Below are 20,436 nucleotides of genomic sequence, written 5' to 3'. Positions count from 1 at the left end.
GGATTCAGAGACATTCAGTGAGGCGTCGTTATCTCTTCAAGCAGAAGTGGTTCTTAGAAATAACGAAGTCCAATTTTGATCGTCTGTCATTCTACACTTGACTTAATCGATGATGCCAGTCATTTTCGATCACAGGGATCCAAGATCATGAATTCTTCGCCATGTACAACATCAGGATGCAAACATGTTCCATAAGCTGTTGATTACGCTAACTGTGATTTCCGGAATGCACTTTGTCTGGGTAGAGGACAATGTGAACGCCGAGTCCTCACCCGCGCTGATTGTCGGGCAGCTTGTTGATGTAGTGCGGTTGCGGGGCACGGAAGATATCTTTCTTCAAGGTGACTTTGCCTATCTGCCCTGTCGTGAAGGGAAGCGGCTTACAATTTGTTCGATCAAAGATCCTGCGCATCCCAAGGTTGTTTCCAGCTTTACTCATTCCCAACTGGGTGAAGCCGCCGGCTTTGCCATTAATGGAAATACGGTTTACCTCACATCCATGAGCACTCAACGACTGCTGGTGATTGATGTAATGGATAAGACATCCCCACGTTTGCTTGGTTCTGTAAAGGTTGGCGGGAAAGGCGTGCTCTATAAAGCCGCCTACCGAGATGGTTACTGCTATATTCCCAATCTGACCGAGAAGAAACTCTTTATAGTTGACGTTCACAACCCAAAACAACCAACGGTTGTGGGATCCGTCTCGATTACCACAGAAAATGATGGCCCGTTCAGCGTGATGCTGCGTGGCGATTATGCTTTGGTGGGAACCATTTTTGGCAGTCGTAATCGTTTAGCCGTGGTGAATGTGAAAGATCCTGGTCAGCCGCGATTAGTGACGCAAGTCTTCGGACCGGATATTGGTCAGGTGAGCGGCGATGCCGTCGGTGATCTTTATTATTCCGTTTACTGGAATAACAACGCGTTTCTCATTTTTGACATTTCTGAACCAGGCCATCCTCGACTCCAGGGCAAACTGGTCGATAAACGACTGGGCAAGCCGAACCGTTGTATTGTTGCAGGAAACCGGGCCTATCTGCCGATGGTCGAAGGCAACGGCGTTGCTGTGGTTGATATATCCAACTCCCGGCAACCTCAATTCCTGACAGCCTATCGCGATCCGGTACTGCTGAAGAAAACATACGGCGTGGCTGTCCGAGGCAATTTGTTGTTTGTCGCCTCCCGTGAAGGGAACAGTCTGGTTATTTTAGACCGACGTGTTTTGGAAAAGAAATAAACGCAATTCGCTTACGGTACCTTGGAATTATTTTCAGGAAGTGAGGCTTACGGCCCGGCAGTGATCACACAATCTGGTAATAAGGCTTTCAGTTGAGCCAATCCTGCCTCCGTTACTTGTGTATCCTTGACATAGAGCGTGCCTAGATTCGAACACTCTTTGAGTTGCATTAGTCCAGCATCCGTAATTTGTGTGTTGCTCAAATCAAGATAATTCAGGTCCTTCAAATCAGTGAGTTGAATTATTCCTGAATCAGTCACTTTTGTGCCCTTAAGACTGAGGCGTTTCAGACGCTTGAATTTCTTCAGATGTAAAAGGCCTGAATCGGTGATATTAGTTTGATCGAGCCAGAGTCGTTCTAACTTTTGGTGACCTTTCAGATGAATCAACCCCGCGTCACTCACTTGTGTATTATGTAGATAAAGATGTTTTAGATTCGCCAGGCCTTTCAAATGAATCAATCCAGCATTACCCACTTGTGTATCGTTAAGAAAAAGAAATTCGAGTTTTGTAAAACTTTTCAAGCGGTCTAGTCCGGCATCACTGACTTGTGTCTTACTGAGATAGAGACATTCCAGATTCGTTAAGTCACTCAGCCAGTTTAAGTCTGAATCCCCGACAGAAGTATTGTGCAAATAAAGTCGTGAAATCGAATCAAGTTTAATGAATGTATTATTCCCCCAGATGTTGAAGCGAAACCTTGAGAGTATAGGAACCGTATTCGCATCCGGTTCAATGACACCAAAACTGCCACCGAGTGCGCTAATTCTTTGAATGACTCTGTGATTATGTACCGCCGGAATGGCGATCAGCGTCAATAGAATGAGAACTGAGAGGACTCCCAGTCCCCAGAACCATTTGGAACGGAATACTTTCTTCAATCTGCCGGGCGTCGGATCTTTTATGTTCTGGCTCATTAAGTGTCATATTTTCTGACTGAGTCGAAATTTCACTGATGGTATCCGTTATACTCTGTGGAACGTGACTTCTGCTGAATGGGTTTAAATTTTTTCTGATTTATCTGAAATATCCGAGATCGGAGATGAGGTTTCTGAGAGAAACTCTTTACGTCTCAGAACTCTCTTTTTAAAGTTGCGGCCAGGATTCTGCGACGACGAAAACGCGGTCGATTTCATGGCAAATCGATTGTTGACACGTTAAGACGCTGATGAGAACCGGCCATTCTTTATTCATGAAGTGTGTTTCAAGTTCAGACTTTAGTTCTTCAAATGATTTCTGATCTTTATTTTCTGAACTGCTGACTTCGGGAGAGAGCCAGTACGGTTTATGCATTACTCGAAACAGGCGCTCTTTGCTTGGGTCATTCAGCCAGGAGAGTTCGGAGTGGTGAATCCAGGTGCCCCTTAAATGCGCGGCGGACATCTTTTCGGGTAGTTGAGTTGGTGGCGTCACGTGCGGATGATAAAAAATCATGCCTTTCACGAATGCTTTACTCAGCGTTATTTCAGGGAAATTTTTTTTGCCAAAGGGAAGTTGATGTTGCAATAAACGTTTGACTTTCTTTTCAAACCAATCAGAAACGTTGGGACCAATAAAGTGGCTTCCCGTTGTGTTGTCTTCTGGATAATACAGGAAGAATTTGACCGCTGTTTCCCAATGATTCAGTCTACCTGCAGCATCTTCGAAAAGAAAATCGATTTCGCCGATGGTTTGATTGCCTTCACGAATTTGCTGTTGTTGTGCGACGATTTTCAAGTGGCATATTTTGTCCAGCCAATACAGTACCAGTCCTTCGAAATACTGGCCGACTCGGAATTTGGCATAAGGAGCTAGAAAGGCTTTCAGTTCGCGCTCATCAATGGACGTTGCGTTTTCAAAATCATAAATTCCATTTTCTTCCTGGGAATCGATGATCAATGACGGGCTTTGGATCGTCCATTTTAAATCGCGTTGATATTGCGATTCTAAAATATCAGGCGTCGGCTCTGTTTCAGATTCATCGTGCATAGTGAAATGGGTTCTTTTGTAAGTTCGTCATTAGTAACCGATGGCGAGCCCGTCTTTGCGTGATTCGGTGGCTCCTTTCAGGGTCCCCGCTTCCCTGTCGATCATGATTCCCTGATATCCGCCAAACTCGCCCATTGACCGAATCACATGATGCCCTTTTTGTTCTAACTCTTTAACGACCTGATCTGAGACTCCTGATTCGACGGCCACCGTTCCGACGCCTTGCGCGGGTTCTCCCGTGGGAGTCGCATCTCCCAGATGCCTTACGCGAGCTGCATCGCCGGCGGCTTGTACGTTCATTTTGAAATCGATCAGGTTCACCAAAACCTGCACATGCCCCTGAGGTTGCATATCACCGCCCATCACACCAAAACAAAACCAGGGCTGATTGTTGTGTGTTACCATCACGGGAATAATTGTATGAAAGGGCCGCTTGTGTGGTTCCAGGCGATTGAGATGCGACTCCTCTAATGCAAACAGGGCGCCCCGATTCTGCATTACAAAGCCCAGATCGCCGGGCGTGACATAAGATCCAAATCCGTGAAAGTTACTCTGGATCAACGAACAGCAGTTTCGATCTTTATCAACAACGGACAAATAGACGGTGTCTCCATTTTGTAAAATGGGATCACCGGCTGGCACGTTGGCAGCCGCCTGATTAAGATTGATACGCTGGCGTTGCCGATTCGCGTATGCTTTTGAAATCAGCTCTTTCACAGGCACATTTTCGAAATCCGGATCCGCATAAAATTTGGCACGGTCTGCATAGGCCAGTTTTTTTGCTTCCACAAACAAATGCCAAAACGCGGCGCTGCCGGCTCCCATTGATTCGAGATCAAACTGCTCCAGCAGATTCAATATTTCCAGCGCCGCGATTCCCTGCCCGCTGGGAGGCAGTTCCCAGACATCGTAGCCGCGGTAGTTGGTCGAAACCGGATCAATCCAGTCATCACGGTGATCCGCCAGATCCTGTAAAGAAAAATGTCCGCCGTGCTGCTGGCTGAAATTGACAATGCGTTCTGCAATCGAACCTTCATAAAATTCCTGACTGCCTTTCTCCGCAATTAACTGATACGTGTGTGCCAGACGCGGATTATGAAAGAGTTCTGCTTCACGGGGTGCACGTAAACCATCGATTAGAAATGTCTCAGCCGAATCGGGCCAGCGTGTAAGCTTCTCAGCCGCGTCCTTCCAGTAACCGGCGATGATTTCGGTCACGGGGAATCCTGCTTCGGCGGTTTGAATGGATGGCGTTAATAACTCCGCCAGTGATTTCGTGCCAAACCGCTTGTTTAGGGTATCCCAACCGCTGACACAGCCGGGTATTGACCAGCTTAACAACCCGTCGAATGGAATCGATTTTAGTTGTTGCTTCGCAAATACATCTCGGGTTAGATTGTGAGGGCTTCGCCCGCTGGCATTCAAGCCGAACATCTGTTGTGACTTGGCATCCCAGTATATTGCGAAGAGATCGCCGCCGATTCCGCAACTCATCGGTTCAACGACGCCGAGCATGGCATTCACGGCAATCGCCGCATCAACGGCATTGCCGCCTGACTTCAGAATGTCTAACCCGACCTGAGCGGCCAGGGGCTGACTGGTGGCCACCATGCCATGGCGGGCGACAGCTGCAGATCGACTTTGTTTCGGCTGACCATATGGGCGATCATACCCCCCGCCCCGTTCATCCTGTGCCCTAGATTCAACCGATTTATTCACGAACGAACTCCAAGGTGATGAAAAGAAAATTACCGTGTTGTGAGCCATGACTACTGTCAGGTTCTCTGGTTCTTGATTGTATCAAGAACCGTTTCGTTCGCCACGCGACTGATAGACTATTCATGGAATAAGCAAGTGTGGGCAACGCATCAGGTGGATTATCGGAAATCTTATGCTTGTCTATCGCGGAGAAGCAAAGAACCAGTGCCGCCCCCTAATCACATTAATTCCTACTCTCAAGAGATGCCAAAACCTTTAGTGAGGATTTGAACCCTGCTCAATCGGAAATAAATTTCTGGAAATTTGAGAATACTACGAAACTATTCGACAGTTTGAGCGTTACATTACGGGGCCTTCATATCTTCATTGACCGCGCGATGTTCATCGCATGCACATTCGGGAGAGAAAACAATGACTGACAAGGAACTGATCGAATCGATTGAGAACACACTTTCGCACGTCGATCCGGATCGACGTGATTTTCTGCGCAAGATACTGCTTGGTACGGCTACTGCCGCTGCTTTACCTTTGATGTCGTCAACGGCGTTTGCTGAAGAGCTTGAGCAAAGAGGTGGCAAAGGTAAAGGCGGTGGCAAAGGCAAAGGCAGCAATAGTGGTGGAGGAAAAGGGAAAGGAAATCAAGGTGGATCTGGAAAGGGTAGCAGTGGATCAGGAAAAGGTAGTGGTGGATGCGAAGGAAAAGGTAAGGGCAAAGGTGGTGGAAAAGGAAAAGGCAGCGGCAAAGGAAAGGGTGAAAGAAGCGGAAATGACGAGGAATAACTCAACGATCGTTTCGTAATACATGTTTGCTGAGCCGTCTTTCTTAATACTATTTTGAAAACGGTTTGATTCTGAAAGTTCACAGGCCGGGAAGTATTTTCCGCTATCCGGCCTGTTTCTTTCGATTCCTCTACCGAGATTTCCTGATGCTCAAACCACGACTCAAAAGCACGGTTCTCGTATCGCCCCTAGCTGATGGTTACGTAGCCTACGATACGGAAACGGATCGATTGCATCGACTCAACGCAACCGCCTCTTTGATCGTTGAGTTGTGTGATGGTACACGCGAGATTGAACAGATTGAATCATTGGTTCGTGCCCTTTTACCCAAAGATGAAACCGCCGCCTTGCGCGCGTGGGTTAGTGAAGCACTTGAGAACGACCTGTTGGTTTCCGGTCATGGTAAACCCACGAAACATGAGTCATTATCAGCCGATCAACTGGCTAAGTTGGCCGATCGACTGCGAGAGCGAGGTAAGATCCAGACAGCGTATCTGTGTCAGAAACAGGCGGCTGAACTTAAACCTGAGTGTGCTTCCAAATGGGCAGACCTGGGCGAGTTGGCACATATAGCCGGGCAGCGTGAAGCAGCCAGAAACAGCTATGAACATTATCTGACCATTGAACCCGACGACGCAGAGGTCCAGCACATTCTCGTGGCGCTGCGAGACGAAGCACCACCTTCTCGTATGCCCGACAAGTGTATTCAGCAGCTCTACGAACGATTTTCTTCTTTCTATGATTCGAATTTGATCGAAGAGCTTGAATATGTGGTTCCTGAAAAACTGAGCGAAGCAATCGAACTGGTCTTCCCGGGACGTACGGATTTGAAGATTCTTGATCTGGGCTGTGGCACGGGACTCTCAGGAGAACGTCTGCGCGAGCGTGCCGGTGTGCTGGATGGCATCGACCTTTCCTCTGAGATGATATCTATGGCACGCAAACGAAATTTGTACGATTCTCTGGAAGTCGCCGAAATTACATCCTGGCTGAAAGGGGCTGAAGCAATAATCGAATCTGAGGCAGGTAAACGGTATGACCTGATTGTTGCCTGCGACACACTGATTTATTTTGGTGATTTATCACAGGTCATTCAGCCAGCATCGCAACTCTTGAAAAGAGGTGGCGCGATTGCTTTCAGTGTTGAACGGTGCGAGCAACCCGGATATGAGCTGACTGATTCCGGGCGGTACGCACATCATTTCGAGTATATCAAGCAAGTCGCCCGATCTGCAGGATTAACAGTAGACGTTCATCACGAAGAGTTCTTGAGAATGGAATACGGCGAAGAGGTGATGGGACACATCGTCGTTCTCAGCAATCGGGATAGATCATTGGCGTAAAAAATCTTGCGACCATGAACAGTGCGATGACAGTTTGCCAGACACCATCTTTTCTCGTTAATGTCCTGACCAGATCTGGATTAACGGTTCTCTCTTCTAAATCCTTCAAAGAGTGAAACGACGTCCCTAGCCCTCTGAAATTAATGATAGAGAGTCTGCATAATTTCTGGATTTAACTCTTTCATTTCTTGTCATTTTGCCTAGATATTCACTGACTTGAACTGGCAAAACCAGCCACCATTTGTCAACGTGATCATACGAGTTGGTAAACTCATATTTACAGTCAACCGGTGAACTTCCTCTTACGATATCAAATCATCCCGTAAGGTGATGATGGAGCAGCAGAATGAGTATGCAACCGACGTCATTTCCTGAGCCACAAAAAATAATAAAATCCGGATATCGCTCCAGCGCAATCGAGGTTATCAAATTCTTAGCCGTACTTCTCTCTGTTGCTTTTACCGTTGCCTGTCAAAAGGAAGAACAATCTGGTGATAAAAAGCATGCGAAGATACCGCAATACGAAGGACCACTTGAGCATCAAAAAGAAGTGATTACTGCAGTCTTCAGTCCTGATGGCGAAACAGTAGTCACAGGAAGTTGGAACGGCAAATCAGCGAGGTTGTGGGATGTGGCCAGTGGTAAACCCAAAGGGAAACCGTTTCGCTTTCGAGGTCCCGTCGAAACAATAGCCTTCAGTCCCGATGGTAAGACACTGGTTATGGCGAGTCATGACGGTACAGCGCTCCTTGTAAATGCTGACAGCGGGCAGGCTAAGGGAGAGTCAGTCGGGCATTTATTTGGCCGAATCAGTGCAGTAGCCTTCAGTCCTGATAACAAAACTTTGATTACAGGAGGTACAGACAAGACTATTTTATTTTGGGATGTCGCAACAGGAAAAAGAAAAGGAGTAAAAGAACATGTAAAAGGGCCTGTCTTACATCTCTCATTCAGTCCTGAAGGTAAGACACTGTTTGCTGTCAGTAAAAACGCTTTATATCTTTATGATGTTGAAAGTAGTCGGGTTCTAGTGAATCCTCCCCTTGAGAATGGAAGTTCCTATATCAAGTCATTCGCAATGAGTCCAGATGGCAAGACTCTCATCACGGCAACAGGAACGAAGTCACTCAGTCTGTGGGATGTAGCCAGCAGGCAACTTAAAGAGGACTCTTTTCAACATGATTCCGAAGTCAGTGCGGTGGCTCTTAGTTCTGATGGTAAGAATTTGGTGACGGGTACGAAAGATGGCGCTGCTTATTTGTGGGACTTTGACAGCAAAAAGATCAAAGGGAAGCCTTTCAAGTATCAAGATGAGATTCGGGAACTCTCATTCCTTCCTGATAATAAAAGTGTCATTGCGAAATATTATAAAAAAGGAGAAGAGTCATTTGTACTTTGGAATCTCACGGGCAATACGCCCCAAGCGAAACCACTTTCACATGATAATGTAATCCAGACCTTTGCTTTCAGCCCCGATAGTCAAAAGACATTAGTAGGATGCAAGGACGCGGCCTATCTGGTAAGTACTGCTACCTTGCAATCAACGGGAAGACTTCCCCAAAAGAAGAAACAGACGAAAACGACATCTACCAATTCGAATCAAGGTAAAAAATCCGTAACAGGAAGCAAGAACCATATGACCTCCCGTAAAAATGCGCCACGTGGTCCACTGGGAGAGATCATCTTAAAGCATCCAAAGAATGTTTATGGCGCGGTCTTCAGTCCGGATGGGAAACTGGTAGTGACGAACGGCTTCGGTGGTGCAATCCATGTATGGGATGCTGCCACTGGACAACAGAAAGGGGAGCCGATTAACCATAAAAAGTTGAGCGTCGTTCTGTTCGGATCTGACAGTAACACTTTTATTTTAGGGAGCGAAGACGGAAAGCTCTTGAAGTGGGATATCGCTACTGGCCAGTCAAAAGGAGACCTCTTGAAGAATCCGGGCCTTATCCTTTCCGCGGTATTCAGCCCCGATGGCCAGACTGTTTTGATTGGTAGTATGGGAGGCTCTCGATTGTGGGATCTCAAAACGGGACAGCCTAAAAGTGAAACGCTCAAACAGAACGGACCTGTAATCAAAGTCGCCTTCAGTCCGGATGGGAAGACCATCGCTACCGGGAGTATAACAAACCAGGCTCGACTCTGGGATGTTGATACCGGAAAGTCAAAGGGGAAGCCATGTGTGCATAAAGGGGTTGTAGAATCAGTTGTATTCAGCGCAGATGGGAAGACATTAATGACCTCGGGGTCCATTATGAGTTTTTCTGATTCCCTTTCCGGAGTCAAAGATAAGACGGTTCACTTCTGGAACAGCGAGACTGGTGAATCTCTCGGCGATGCTTTTCAGCATCAGGATTCGATCAATGATCTTGATCAGAGTCCCGATGGTAAAACTGTCATTACCGGCAGCAAGGATCAGACCGCATTTATCTGGAATGTTGCGAGCCGTCGTCCGATTGCAGGGCCACTTCAGCATACAGATTCGATCAACTCGGTCGCCTTCAGCCCGGATGGCAAATCTGTGCTTTCTGTCAGTGGTACTTCTGTCCGCATCTGGGAAACAGGAAAAATACCGCTCTCTGAAGAGGCAAAGAAATATGATCCTGAAAGCCTCAAAAAACATCTGACGTGGGATGTTTCAAAAGATCAGCTAACGGTTGACATCCTCAAACATCGTGATGAAGTGAGAGCGGTGGCGTTCAGTCCTGATGGTAAAACCCTGATCTCAGGCAGTGATGATAATACCGCGCGTCTGTGGGATGTTGAGACGGGGGAGCTGATCGGGAAACCTCTTAAGCACGAGTCTTATGTGAATACAGTCGCTTTCAGTCCCGATGGAAAAACGGTGATTACGGGTGATGATGATTACAACCTTCGGTTCTGGAATGTGGAAACTGGGGCGCCCATTGGTGATCCCTTAGAGCTTAATAGTGAAGTGAAAGATCTGGCCATCAGTCCTGATGGAAAAATTCTCGCATCAGTCAGTGGATATGATGTGCAGCTCTGGGATGTGAAAAGTCGTCAGAAAATTGGTGAAGAACTGGACATTAAACCGTTTATCAAAACAGTTGCTTTCAGTCCCGATGGAAAGTACTTGGCAGTCGGAGGAGGTAAAGTCTTAGAGGAAGGCATGGCTCAACTTTGGGATACCGTGACAAAACAACCTCTGACAAAAGTCTTCAAACATCCTAAAGAGGTTGTTTCGGTCACCTTCAGCCCTGACAGTAAAACGATTTTATTGGCGGGATCAGTGGGCGAAGTCCGGCAATGGGATATCGCCAGTGGTCAACCTAAAGGAAAGCCACTTAAGCCGACAATCACCTTTCATTCAGCCGTCTATAGCCCGGACGGAAAAACCATTTTAACAGGCGGTAGTGAAACATGGATGTGGGATGCAGCAACGAATGAAAAAATCGGTAATTTGTTCTATCACAAAGAGGTCGTGAATGACGTTGCTTTCAGTCCGGATGGTAAGACAGCGGTGACAGCCAGTGGAAAAATTATATTACTGTGGAGAGTTGGCAAGAAAGATGCTGACAGTAAAACAACAGCCATTCCTAAATCGGAAGTACCACCTAAAAATACATCAAAAGCAGCGACAGCTGGTACCACGAATTTTCCTCCCGTATTTCATGGTAAACTTCAGCACGATGGTCCTGTGCATTCGATTGCATTCAGCCCCGATGGTCAAAAGATCGTGACAGGCAGTGAAGACTTTACGGCTCAGCTCTGGGATGCAAAGACCGGTAAATCGATTGGAAAACCCTGGAAGCATCGTGGCCCTGTGACTTCCGTTGCCTTTTCAGATGACGGACAGACGGTTGTTACCGGAAGTGATGATGTGCTGACCGAGTACGTCGACAAGCGGGTGCGTCTCTGGGATGTGAACACGGGTCGATTCAAGGGCGAGGCTTTTTCTGAGATAGATCCACGGGAGAGTCGCACATTCAGTTATGATGGCAAAACGCTGGCTGTATCCAAAATGGGGAAAACGCAACTCTGGGACGCTATCAGTGAAAAATCATTAGGCGAACCTATCAAAAATAGTTTTTACCATCGGGGATTCTCGTTGAATCCGGATCGTCAATTTGTGGTTTGCGACAGGCCAGGGAAAGCCGTAATTCAGTGGGATGTTGCCAGTGGTCAGTTTCAGAAATATAAATCGTTCAATTATCGAGCTCGAGTGAAGGTGATTGCTTTCACTGCAGATGGCAAGATGATTGCAACGGGAAGTGATGATAAGACGATCCACCTCTGGGATGCAATCACGCGTGAAATGTATGAATACGGCTTTATGCATGAAAGTAAGGTCAGCCATCTTGCTATCAGTCCTGACAGCAAGACGATGATCTCAGCAGCCGGTGAACTGGCTTATGTATGGGATGTCGAAAGCGGCTTCATAACCCGGATGCCAATTCAGCATGCGGGGGCAGTGAGTGTTGTTGCGTTCTCTCCCGATGGGAAAACAATCGCTACGGGAAGTGTAGACGCTGTCTATTTATGGGACGCCCTGGAGGGGCAACCGTATGAAAAGCCACTGGCAATACGTAGAAGAGCAGCCGAAATTCGAGAATTTCCGCATGGTTCCTTTATTAACCAGATCGCACTGAGTCCCGATGGAAAGGTGCTGATGACGGGGGGCAATGATGGCTTGGCCAAGCTCTGGTATATCTCTTCAGGGACACAGAAGGGAAAATCTCTAAAGCATACTAAAGCGGTCTATGATTCCGCTTTTGCTCCTGATGGTAAAACTGTCATCACAGGAAGTGAAGATCAGACGGCCCGACTGTGGGGTACTAACACATCCAAGCCAAAAGGAAAGGTACTTCAGCATGATAAATATGTCATGCATGTTGCGTTTCATCCTGATGGAAAAACGGTAGCCAGCGGTGGATGGGACAAGACAGTTCGTTTATGGGATGCAGAAACTGGAGAACCGCAGGGAGAGCCTTTTCAGCATGAGGCTTCGATTCAAGATATCAAATTCAGCCCGGACGGTAAGTATATGCTTTCGCTGGCTGGGTCAAAGGGGCATTTATGGAATTTGAAAACAAGAAAACAAGTAGGAAAGCCACTCAGGCATGATGGGTCTGTGGAAGATAGCGCCTTCAGCCCTGATGGAAAGCTCATCCTTACCGGCTGCTATGCTGATGCCGCTTTCTTGTGGGATGTTTCTACCGCACAACCAATTAAACGATTGGAGCATGAAGACGTGGTAGACGTCGTGGCCTTCAGTCCTGACAGTAAAACGGTTGTCACCGGATGCCGCGATGGTTTTGCACGGATCTGGAATGTGTCTACCGGTAAGATCAAAGGGAAGCCACTCAAGCATGAGGAAGAGGTCATTGTCGTTGTATTCAGTCCTGATGGGAAACGATTAGTGACGGGTAGCAAAGATTATCATGCACGTGTCTGGGACACCAGAACCGGTGAAGCAATCATTGAGCCTATACATCATTTTGATGAAGTCAAAAACATTGTTTTCCTTCCCGATAATAAGTCATTCATTACTACCTCTTATGGGGGGGCAACATTATGGGAGTTGCCTGAAATTCCGAACTATCGGCTTAAGCAGAAATAAACCCTTTCTTTGTTTCTAAAACGAAACGGAATCTTTCACAGGTGTTTTTTTACGAAGGTCCAGGCTGAGGCGTCGTCGAATTCGTGGCCGCCTTCGAAGATGACATATTGAAAGCGATTGCTGAGGTTGAGTTTTTTATAAAAAGCAGCGGCTCGGGGCGCGATATTTTTTCCTGTTTCCCGGTGTGAAGCTCTGTCTTTTGATCCGGCCTGAATCTGTAGGGCTCGCGGGCAGATGAGTGCGACGAGATCTGCATCGTTAAAGAGAGTGAGCCGATTCATAAATCGAAAGTCGGAGGGAACGGACAATTCGCTCTCGGCGTATCGACCTTCCTGCACGCCGAAGTAACAGCTCGCTACAGAGACCTTAATGCGTGTATCAATGGCGGGTGTCATCTGTGCATAATAACCGCCATACGAGAGGCCTACCATGCCGATGCGGTCGCTGTCGACTTCTGGTCGTTTGATGAGTTCATCTAAAGCAAACGTAATCTTTGCGATTTCGACCGCGGTGATGCTGGTTCCGATGAGTCGCATTCGACTATCGATCTGATGACGAATATCTTTAGGGTAGCCATCCACCCGGAAGAGATGCTGCGGCGCGTAAACAAGGTAGCCTCGTTTGACAGCACCGCGAACCATATCGTTGTAGTTGGACCCGCCGTTAAACAATGCCACTTCGGGTGAACCACCGCCGCCGTGCATCGATATGATGAGTGGTGTCTTGCCCTGTGCTGATTTCGGGACAATGTAGATACCTTCGCTATGGACTCCCGGCAGAATCGGGATCATTGCGCGGTAATAGACGCCGATCGCGTCTTCACCAATTTGCTGAAACGTTGCTTGTTTTACTGGTCGCTTGCCCGGCGGTGGGTAACCGATGCTGTCGCTGAATGCCTTTCGGAGAGGTAAGGCTGATTTTTCAAAGGCCTGTGGTGAGGAATAGTCCGGCTTGAAGAGTTTTTGGAATCGCGATCTGTCAGCCGCTATCGTTTTGATGTATTCATCCAACTCACGTGCCTGTTCGGTGCGGAGTGGATTGGAGTCTGCGACACTCTGGTTGAAATACTCTGGTTTTTCAGGAGCAGCTTGTGCCATCACCAGCGTGGGAGTGAGTAACCAGATCAATATCAACATATGAACTTTTTTCATGATTCACTATCCTTTTGAAGTATCAGCAGTCTTACCCGGTTCTGTAGAACTGGAATGAAGGCTGGAGTCGATGCGCGTTTGGGCAGTTGACCATTTTATCGACGCTTGACTCTCGCGTCCATCGGGTGCTGAATCCATACGATCTGAATTTCGGATATACGATTTGGCATGCAGAGGGATCCGATTTTTAATGCGTCGCGCTGAGACGAAACAGACTGTTGACAGATCAGTTCAGTTTGGTAGGATTTTTATTTCTGCAACACATAAAGTCTGACAGCATGGAGAAAACATGAATCAACCCTCACTTTACGAACGACTTGGTGGTTACGATGGGATCACCGTCTTTGCGAACGACTTACTGCCACGACTACAGGGTGACAATCAACTGGGTCGTTTCTGGGAAAACCGAGGCGCGGATGGTGTAGAACGAGAGAAGCAACTGCTGATTGACTTCCTCTGCTCAAACGCCGGCGGTCCCGTGTATTATACTGGCCGAAATATGATTACGACGCACGCAGGCATGAAGATCAGTGAAAGCGACTGGTCGATTTTTCTCGGGCATGCAGGTGAAACGATGAAATCCTTACAGGTTCCACAACAGGAATGTGATGATATCGTGGGTTTTGTTTTGAGTCTCAAAGAAGAGATTGTTGACGTTTGAACTGAACCAGTTACTGAAATCGGAACTTTTGTAAATCAGGATATCTCTTGGAATGAATCCAAATTCTCATAATGTAAGTGAGCATCCTGACGATCAGTCAGGCTTCGGAAAAAAACGAGTTACGTCGAAGAGTTTAGAGACGGTCCGGGAGGCTGGTATGGTTTCCAGGACAATTTCTCTGGCCCGATGCCGTTAGAGTACAAAGATCAGACTATCGCTTCGTATGGACCGTGGTGGATTGACTACAACCATGCGCCGCCTCATGGAGCCGGTTATCTGTCGCTATTATGTGGCATCGTTACCCGCGGTCCACTTAATGAGGCCCTCAAGGAAAGTGGTGGTTTCAATCGATTTATTCATGAGAACCATTCCACCAATTTCACAAACGCCGAATTCCAAATTCGACTGCGCGGCGAACTTCTTCTGCAGGGCGCACAATTAGTGCTACTTGTTCAGAGCCAGCAAAACGGGATTTGCTCGGGGTGGGTACTTACAGGTCAGCCAATCGAAGTTAAAGAGGACTGGAGTGAGCAAACGCTTCACCTTACTCCCGATGTAAGGCAATGGACGAGTCTCGGTACACGACCCGATCGCGCAGATATGTATGGTGAATTACCACTTCCAGATGTACTCGCAAACGTGAATGTGAATCTCTTTCTTGTTTTGTTTCCACTTAATGTTCGGCCCAAGGGCGAACCGGAAGGCAAGCTTGATGAACTTCGTGCAGGTCGTGACTACCGGGTCTGGCAAGCCTCTTTGCCAGATGGATATGTCGTTGTTGATTCAGTAAGCACCCGTTTTACATCTTGAATCAAGTTATTAAAGAGTTAAACTCGCTTGGTAGACTACTATCTCAACGATAGGATTTTTTCTAACACGAAACTCACGAAAACATGATTGCGGGAGCGATGGTGGCGGAGTGTTTGCTGTCGTACAAGAATAAAGCTGATGAAGTTTTATTTGCTTGATTCTCGAAGCAGCAGCCAGAAGATCAGGCCGAAAAAGCCAATCGCTGCCAAACCTATATGTAGTGCGCCCATGCTGATCATTCCGGTTAACGTATTCCCTTCCACGAAGGGCCAGAACGGATTCATCTCGGCATGCATGAAGCTGTCAAGCAGAATATGTGTCATGCCACCAATCAGGCCAGCGACCATTGACTGCGCTAGCAAGCGGCGTTTGGGTGTCTGTGTGACTCGTTCGACCCAGCGCGAATGGGCAGGTAAAACACGACACAATATTAGAATGACGCCGAACATCAGCAAACCAGCGGCTAAACCCATCGCGGTGCCACCCACGTATGTATGCAGGTAGCGATGAATGGGAGGATCATTCCTGCTGAGATAATACAGGACTTCAAGATCGATAAGAATATTCGCGACGATAAACGATGAGAGCCAGAATTGACGGGGACTAAAGGCTTTCGCGAGTAATCCCGGACAGAAGTGAAAGGGTGGTAGCGGAATGGGTGGTCCTCCGTGAACAAATTTGTAATTCGAAATATTGTATCAGACTAAAGCATCTTATTTTTTTACGACCACGAAAGACAGGAAACTCACGAATTTTTTTGAGTCCCGATCCATTATTTTCCGTTTCATTTTATCGTTCTATGCCATAAACAGGTTGCATATTGATAATTAGAATCAATAAGGTGTAATGAGAAGGAAGTGTGAATGAATCATTAGTAAAAACAACTGTAACAGGCGGTAAAGGTAGCTTAAATGTCTCGGTACAAACTAATTCGATTCGGTCTTTTGATCGTGGGGCTCTGCTTTCTCGTATCACCCGTCGCTGCAGAGGAGAAGCAGTATGTCCGGATGCCCTGGCATCTGGTTGATCTGTGGTGGGACATTGGCGAGGACACTTTGTTCGAGAGTTACAGCGTAGATGTCTCGATTAGTGATGACGTTCCCTCTACGCAAAATCTCTACATCTCGCCTATTGGACTGGGTCATCTCAGTAAGACACCCTTTTATGGTGGGATTCAGACTCAGGCCGACGGTAATACTAAGCAGAATAATCAACTTCGTAAAATTGGCCCTGGCTTTCTGATGTCGATGTGGGGCGAGCGTAGCCTGGATGCCATACGTCCTTCACTCGGTGGCTTCTTGCAAAGTTCGGGGCATGAGGGTGATTTTGTGAGTATCCGCCGTCCGTATAAATGGTCTAAGGGAATTTACACGTACAAGATCGTTCGCATGGACCAGGAAATGATCGAAAACAAACCTTATACCTGGGTTGGCGCGTTTGTTTATGTGCATGAGAAAGATGAGAACATTTTCATCGGAGCTTTGCGATTCAAGGGGAAGAACCTTATGCTGTCACCTAAAGTCGCCAGTTTTGTCGAAATCTATGGTCAACGTATACCTGTAACAGAGATCCCCAAGGTCACAGTCACGTTTGGTAATCTTCAAGTGAACGGGAAGGCCGCTTCCGTGAAATCTGTCGAAGCGATCTACCCCAGGGATGTGCCTGATTATGCGAATGCCAAAACGAACGAGGGCTCGGTTGTAATCCAGGTTGGTTTACCCGTTAGGGAACGTACATCGCGGCGTGTTAAGCTGGCACTCGATTGAGTTCGACCCAAAGTGTTGAACATACATTATAAATAACAGATATCTAAACTCATCCACGGAGATTCTTGTGAAACAGTATTTATTGAATTGTCATCGGCGCCTGTCTCATTACGCAACTGGTGTTGTAAAAAAAGAGCGGTTCCTGATTGGTATCATGAATGTCTGCATTCTATTTTTGCTGGGAGCGGCAACGTCGCTGGCCGCCGATCCAACACCATCAAAGTGGAAGTACGCACCTGAACTCTTAAGACCGTTTTGGCGTGGTGACACCATTGAAGGTGAATCGATGCTGTTTATCCGCGATCTGAAAACAGGGAATACGAAAGCGTCCGTGCTGTTTCCTGTGGAGAAAGTCCTGAGTGTACGCAATTCGGCGGGTGATATCACTTATGAAGAGGGCCGGGACTATCTCTGGAAGCCTGGATCTCGTGAAATCATACTTCCGAAGAAGTCAAGAATCACTTCGCGCATGTGGACCCAACTGCGTCGCCCTGCCGGTTCGCAGCGCCACAAATTGACGCATCGTGATGGACACGGTGAGATCTTTTTCGGAGCAAAACTTGAATATCACGACATGCAGACCTGCATCACTTACAAGCATGCACCGATCGACTGGAACGGGATTGTGCCGACATTTAATGAGAAAGCGTTGCCTCGCACGATCCAAAAGTTACGCAAGCGCGAACCGGTTTCCATTGTGCTGATTGGCGACAGTATTTCTGCTGGTTGTAATGCATCAGGTTGGGCTGGCGGGGCGCCGTATCAACCGATGTTTGCCGGTCTGTTAGAACAACATCTGGGAGAGCGTTACCAAACCAAAGTTAAAGTTACAAACCCCTCAGTCAGTGGCAAAGATACGCGCTGGGTACTGGGGGCCATTGATAAGGTGGTTCAGCCCGAACCCGATCTGGTTATTATCGCGTTTGGCATGAACGATGCCGCCGGGCGTTCTGCGAAAGAGTATCAGGCGAACACAAAAGCGGTTATGGAAAAGATACGTGAAAAATTACCCAAAACCGAATTCATACTTGTGGCTACGATGCTCGGCAATCGAAACTGGATTCGTCTCAACCATGATTTATTTCCTCAGTACCGCGATGCGCTGTCAGAACTATGTGAAACGGGTGTCGCACTGGCTGATATGACTTCGATCTGGACAGAATTCCTGAAGCGAAAACAGGATTGGGATTTGACCGGCAATGGTGTGAATCACCCGAATGATTTTGGACATCGCGTTTACGCACAGGTGCTCTCGACCCTGCTCATACCGCCAACGACTTCTTCATCCACATCCCGCAATGAACTCAAACCGCAAGCCGTGCCACTTTGGACTGGCAAAGCACCCATTGGTGAGGACCAATTCGAGAAGTCAGATGCGAAGATCACCGTGCATCGTGCAGCAAACGGCAACGGCGCGGCGGTCATCATCTGCCCTGGTGGTGGGTACGGTCGATTAGTCACCGGCGCCGAAGGTCATGGAATTGCCCAATGGCTGAATCTTCATGGAATTACAGGAGTCGTGCTGGAATATCGCCTGCCAGCCGGTCGGTCCTTTGTGCCTCTGCTGGACGCGCAACAGGCGATCCGCATGGTCCGGGCCAATGCCAAACGCTGGAAGATCAACCCAAAACGTGTTGGAATCATGGGTTTTTCTGCGGGCGGTCATCTGGCGGCAACGGCGGTGACGCATTATGACGCGGGCAATCCCGAGGCGGACAATCTGATCGATCGCCAGAGCAGTCGTCCTGATTTTGGAATTTTGGTTTATCCAGTGGTGACAATGGGGAAACATACACACAAAGGTTCTCGGAAGAATCTACTAGGGCCAGACCCATCGCAAAAACTGATTGATTTATTCTCGAATGAAAAGCAGGTTACAGCGCAAACGCCGCCTGTGTTTCTGGCGCATGCCCTCGACGATAAACCAGTGCCGCCTGTCAATAGCCAGGTTTTCTTTCAAACGTTGCAAGCGAAAAAAGTCCCTGCGAAGTATCTTGAATTGCCATCGGGGGGGCATGGTCTGAATGGTTACAAGGGACCCATGTGGGATGCGTGGCAGACACAGTCACTTGAATGGCTGGCAAAACTGAAATTCATTCCTGTGAATGACGCGAAAAAGTGACTATGCTGTAGTATATTGCCAGATAAACTTCCTTACTTTTATCCTGGAGAATGATCATGCTGTTGCAGAAATCTCTGGCCAGAAGAGGCTTATGCATTTCCAATACAGTGATTATTCTGATAGCAGTCACCTTGTATCCAGTCTCTGAGTGTAGAGCTGAAAACGATCAGCCGGGAAAACAGAGTAAGCCTGAGAACTCTACTCCCCGGAAAAAGCAGATCGAGACACTGCAGGATTTAATTCGCGAAGTTGAGCGAAATGAGGCCCTCTACACAAAACAGAAACTCAATATTACAAGTGTTTATGAGAAGTTTCCTAAGGCTCCTGATCCGAACTTGCAGATTCGAATGCAGCGAAATTACTCTCTCACTCTGCAGGGAGCAAATTTTCGACTGGAAGAGAAATCCAAGGGACGATCAAGAGTTGGGTATTTCGGCGGGTTACCGAAAAAAACGCAGAATCTTCCCAGCAGCAGATATAGTGAATCTGAATCGCTTCAGGTATTTGACGGATCTACGCATCGTAGTCTATCGAAGCATATTTCGAACGCACAAGAGAAAACGGAACAAAAACGAATCCAGAATCGAGGTCAGATTTCAGATGAGTATCCTAGCCTGACAAGCTTCGCCCGGCCGCACATGTACCTGCTCAGTAGCGGATGCCCCAAGGTTCCTCTCTCAACATATCTGAAAGGTATGCAGGCTGTACTGGCACATCCGAACCCATCCTATGTGTCTCCCGGCTCGACAATTAAAGTTCAGCTTCTTGAAGATAGTGAATTCCAGGGATTGAAATGCAAAAGAATTCTGGTGGATACCATTCTCTCCAACGGAACCCGCCATAACGGATGGGAACTCTGGCTGGCACTGGACCGGAATCTGCTGCCTGTCCGTAATTTTAGTTATACTTACAGGTGGTCAAAAGAGATTCCTATTGCTGAATCTACCGTTGATCAATGGCGGAAAGTCCATCCCGGAGTCTGGTTTCCCATGAAGTTCCACACCGATCGTTACAATTCGTTTATTGTGAAACGGGAGGGAAAGCAGAAATTATCGTGGCGAAGACAGGAACATGTTACAAGGATCGAACTCGATCCCCAGAATCTCGCTGAAACGACCTTCACGCAACTGGAATTTCCAAAAGGAATTTCGATTTACATAGAAAAAGACGGGCAAAGGACAAATCGTAAAACAGGAGACGAGGGCCACTAACTACATAGAAGTGGAAGAATTAGTATGAACCGGCATTCCGCATTTGGAGTGGCAACGAACGGGGTATTATTCGATCCGGGAACT

The 20,436-nt window shown here is 47.5% G+C and carries 14 protein-coding genes; 9 read left to right on the top strand and 5 right to left on the bottom strand.

Features of this window, described 5'->3' with window-relative positions; genetic code table 11:
* The first annotated feature begins 184 nt into the window (after positions 1 to 184).
* The gene (locus Q0668_RS11480) at positions 185 to 1,237 is read left to right on the top strand and encodes a hypothetical protein (protein WP_298864494.1); all 1,053 of its coding nucleotides are present in this window, start codon (positions 185 to 187) and stop codon (positions 1,235 to 1,237) included.
* A 47-nt stretch (positions 1,238 to 1,284) separates the two neighbouring features.
* Here the strand turns inward: Q0668_RS11480 and Q0668_RS11475 are convergent, their stop codons facing one another.
* From Q0668_RS11475 to ggt, 3 genes are all read right to left on the bottom strand, one after another.
* Complete coding sequence (locus tag Q0668_RS11475) at positions 1,285 to 2,154, bottom strand: hypothetical protein (protein ID WP_298864492.1); 870 nt, start codon at positions 2,152 to 2,154, stop codon at positions 1,285 to 1,287.
* 169 nt (positions 2,155 to 2,323) lie between these two features.
* Complete coding sequence (locus Q0668_RS11470) at positions 2,324 to 3,205, bottom strand: DUF1853 family protein (RefSeq protein WP_298864489.1); 882 nt, start codon at positions 3,203 to 3,205, stop codon at positions 2,324 to 2,326.
* A gap of 30 nt (positions 3,206 to 3,235) precedes the next feature.
* The gene (ggt, locus tag Q0668_RS11465; RefSeq protein ID WP_366918892.1) at positions 3,236 to 4,816 is read right to left on the bottom strand and encodes a gamma-glutamyltransferase; all 1,581 of its coding nucleotides are present in this window, start codon (positions 4,814 to 4,816) and stop codon (positions 3,236 to 3,238) included.
* 519 nt (positions 4,817 to 5,335) lie between these two features.
* On the opposite strand from ggt, the gene Q0668_RS11460 reads away from it, so the two are divergent.
* The 3 genes from Q0668_RS11460 to Q0668_RS11450 all read left to right on the top strand — a co-directional run bounded on the left by Q0668_RS11460 (position 5,336) and on the right by Q0668_RS11450 (position 12,631).
* Complete coding sequence (locus Q0668_RS11460) at positions 5,336 to 5,704, top strand: twin-arginine translocation signal domain-containing protein (RefSeq protein ID WP_298864483.1); 369 nt, start codon at positions 5,336 to 5,338, stop codon at positions 5,702 to 5,704.
* 146 nt (positions 5,705 to 5,850) lie between these two features.
* A complete protein-coding gene (locus Q0668_RS11455) occupies positions 5,851 to 7,047 on the top strand; it encodes a PqqD family peptide modification chaperone (protein ID WP_298864480.1) in 1,197 nt (398 codons plus the stop codon).
* Between the two features lie 346 nt (positions 7,048 to 7,393).
* Positions 7,394 to 12,631 carry a WD40 repeat domain-containing protein gene (locus Q0668_RS11450; RefSeq protein WP_298864477.1) on the top strand — a complete coding sequence of 1,746 codons (5,238 nt, stop codon included), beginning with the start codon at positions 7,394 to 7,396 and terminating at the stop codon, positions 12,629 to 12,631.
* 35 nt (positions 12,632 to 12,666) lie between these two features.
* Here Q0668_RS11450 and Q0668_RS11445 read toward each other — a convergent pair whose 3' ends face one another.
* Positions 12,667 to 13,782, bottom strand: coding sequence for a dienelactone hydrolase family protein (locus Q0668_RS11445; protein WP_298864473.1), 1,116 nt, complete (start codon positions 13,780 to 13,782; stop codon positions 12,667 to 12,669).
* 289 nt (positions 13,783 to 14,071) lie between these two features.
* On the opposite strand from Q0668_RS11445, the gene Q0668_RS11440 reads away from it, so the two are divergent.
* Both Q0668_RS11440 and Q0668_RS11435 read left to right on the top strand, forming a co-directional pair.
* Complete coding sequence (locus Q0668_RS11440) at positions 14,072 to 14,443, top strand: group 1 truncated hemoglobin (protein WP_298864470.1); 372 nt, start codon at positions 14,072 to 14,074, stop codon at positions 14,441 to 14,443.
* A 186-nt stretch (positions 14,444 to 14,629) separates the two neighbouring features.
* Positions 14,630 to 15,253, top strand: a complete 624-nt coding sequence (locus Q0668_RS11435; RefSeq protein WP_298864467.1) for a hypothetical protein — start codon at positions 14,630 to 14,632, stop codon at positions 15,251 to 15,253.
* Between the two features lie 146 nt (positions 15,254 to 15,399).
* Here Q0668_RS11435 and Q0668_RS11430 read toward each other — a convergent pair whose 3' ends face one another.
* On the bottom strand, positions 15,400 to 15,909 hold the full coding sequence (locus Q0668_RS11430; RefSeq protein WP_298864522.1) for a DUF4184 family protein: 510 nt from the start codon (positions 15,907 to 15,909) through the stop codon (positions 15,400 to 15,402).
* A gap of 255 nt (positions 15,910 to 16,164) precedes the next feature.
* Here Q0668_RS11430 and Q0668_RS11425 point away from each other — a divergent pair, with 255 nt between their 5' ends.
* The 3 genes from Q0668_RS11425 (at position 16,165) to Q0668_RS11415 (ending at position 20,352) form a co-directional block, all read left to right on the top strand.
* Entirely contained in the window at positions 16,165 to 17,019 is an 855-nt protein-coding gene (locus tag Q0668_RS11425; RefSeq protein ID WP_298864464.1) for a hypothetical protein, read from the top strand.
* A 67-nt stretch (positions 17,020 to 17,086) separates the two neighbouring features.
* A complete protein-coding gene (locus tag Q0668_RS11420; protein ID WP_298864461.1) occupies positions 17,087 to 19,141 on the top strand; it encodes a GDSL-type esterase/lipase family protein in 2,055 nt (684 codons plus the stop codon).
* Positions 19,142 to 19,197: 56 nt separating this feature from the next.
* Positions 19,198 to 20,352, top strand: a complete 1,155-nt coding sequence (locus Q0668_RS11415; protein WP_298864456.1) for a hypothetical protein — start codon at positions 19,198 to 19,200, stop codon at positions 20,350 to 20,352.
* Positions 20,353 to 20,436: the final 84 nt, after the last annotated feature.

Origin of the sequence: uncultured Gimesia sp., assembly GCF_937910335.1 — a bacterium.
GTDB lineage: Bacteria > Planctomycetota > Planctomycetia > Planctomycetales > Planctomycetaceae > Gimesia.
The sequence above is the reverse complement of the archived record's forward strand: the minus strand, read 5'-3'. Positions and strand labels throughout refer to the sequence as shown.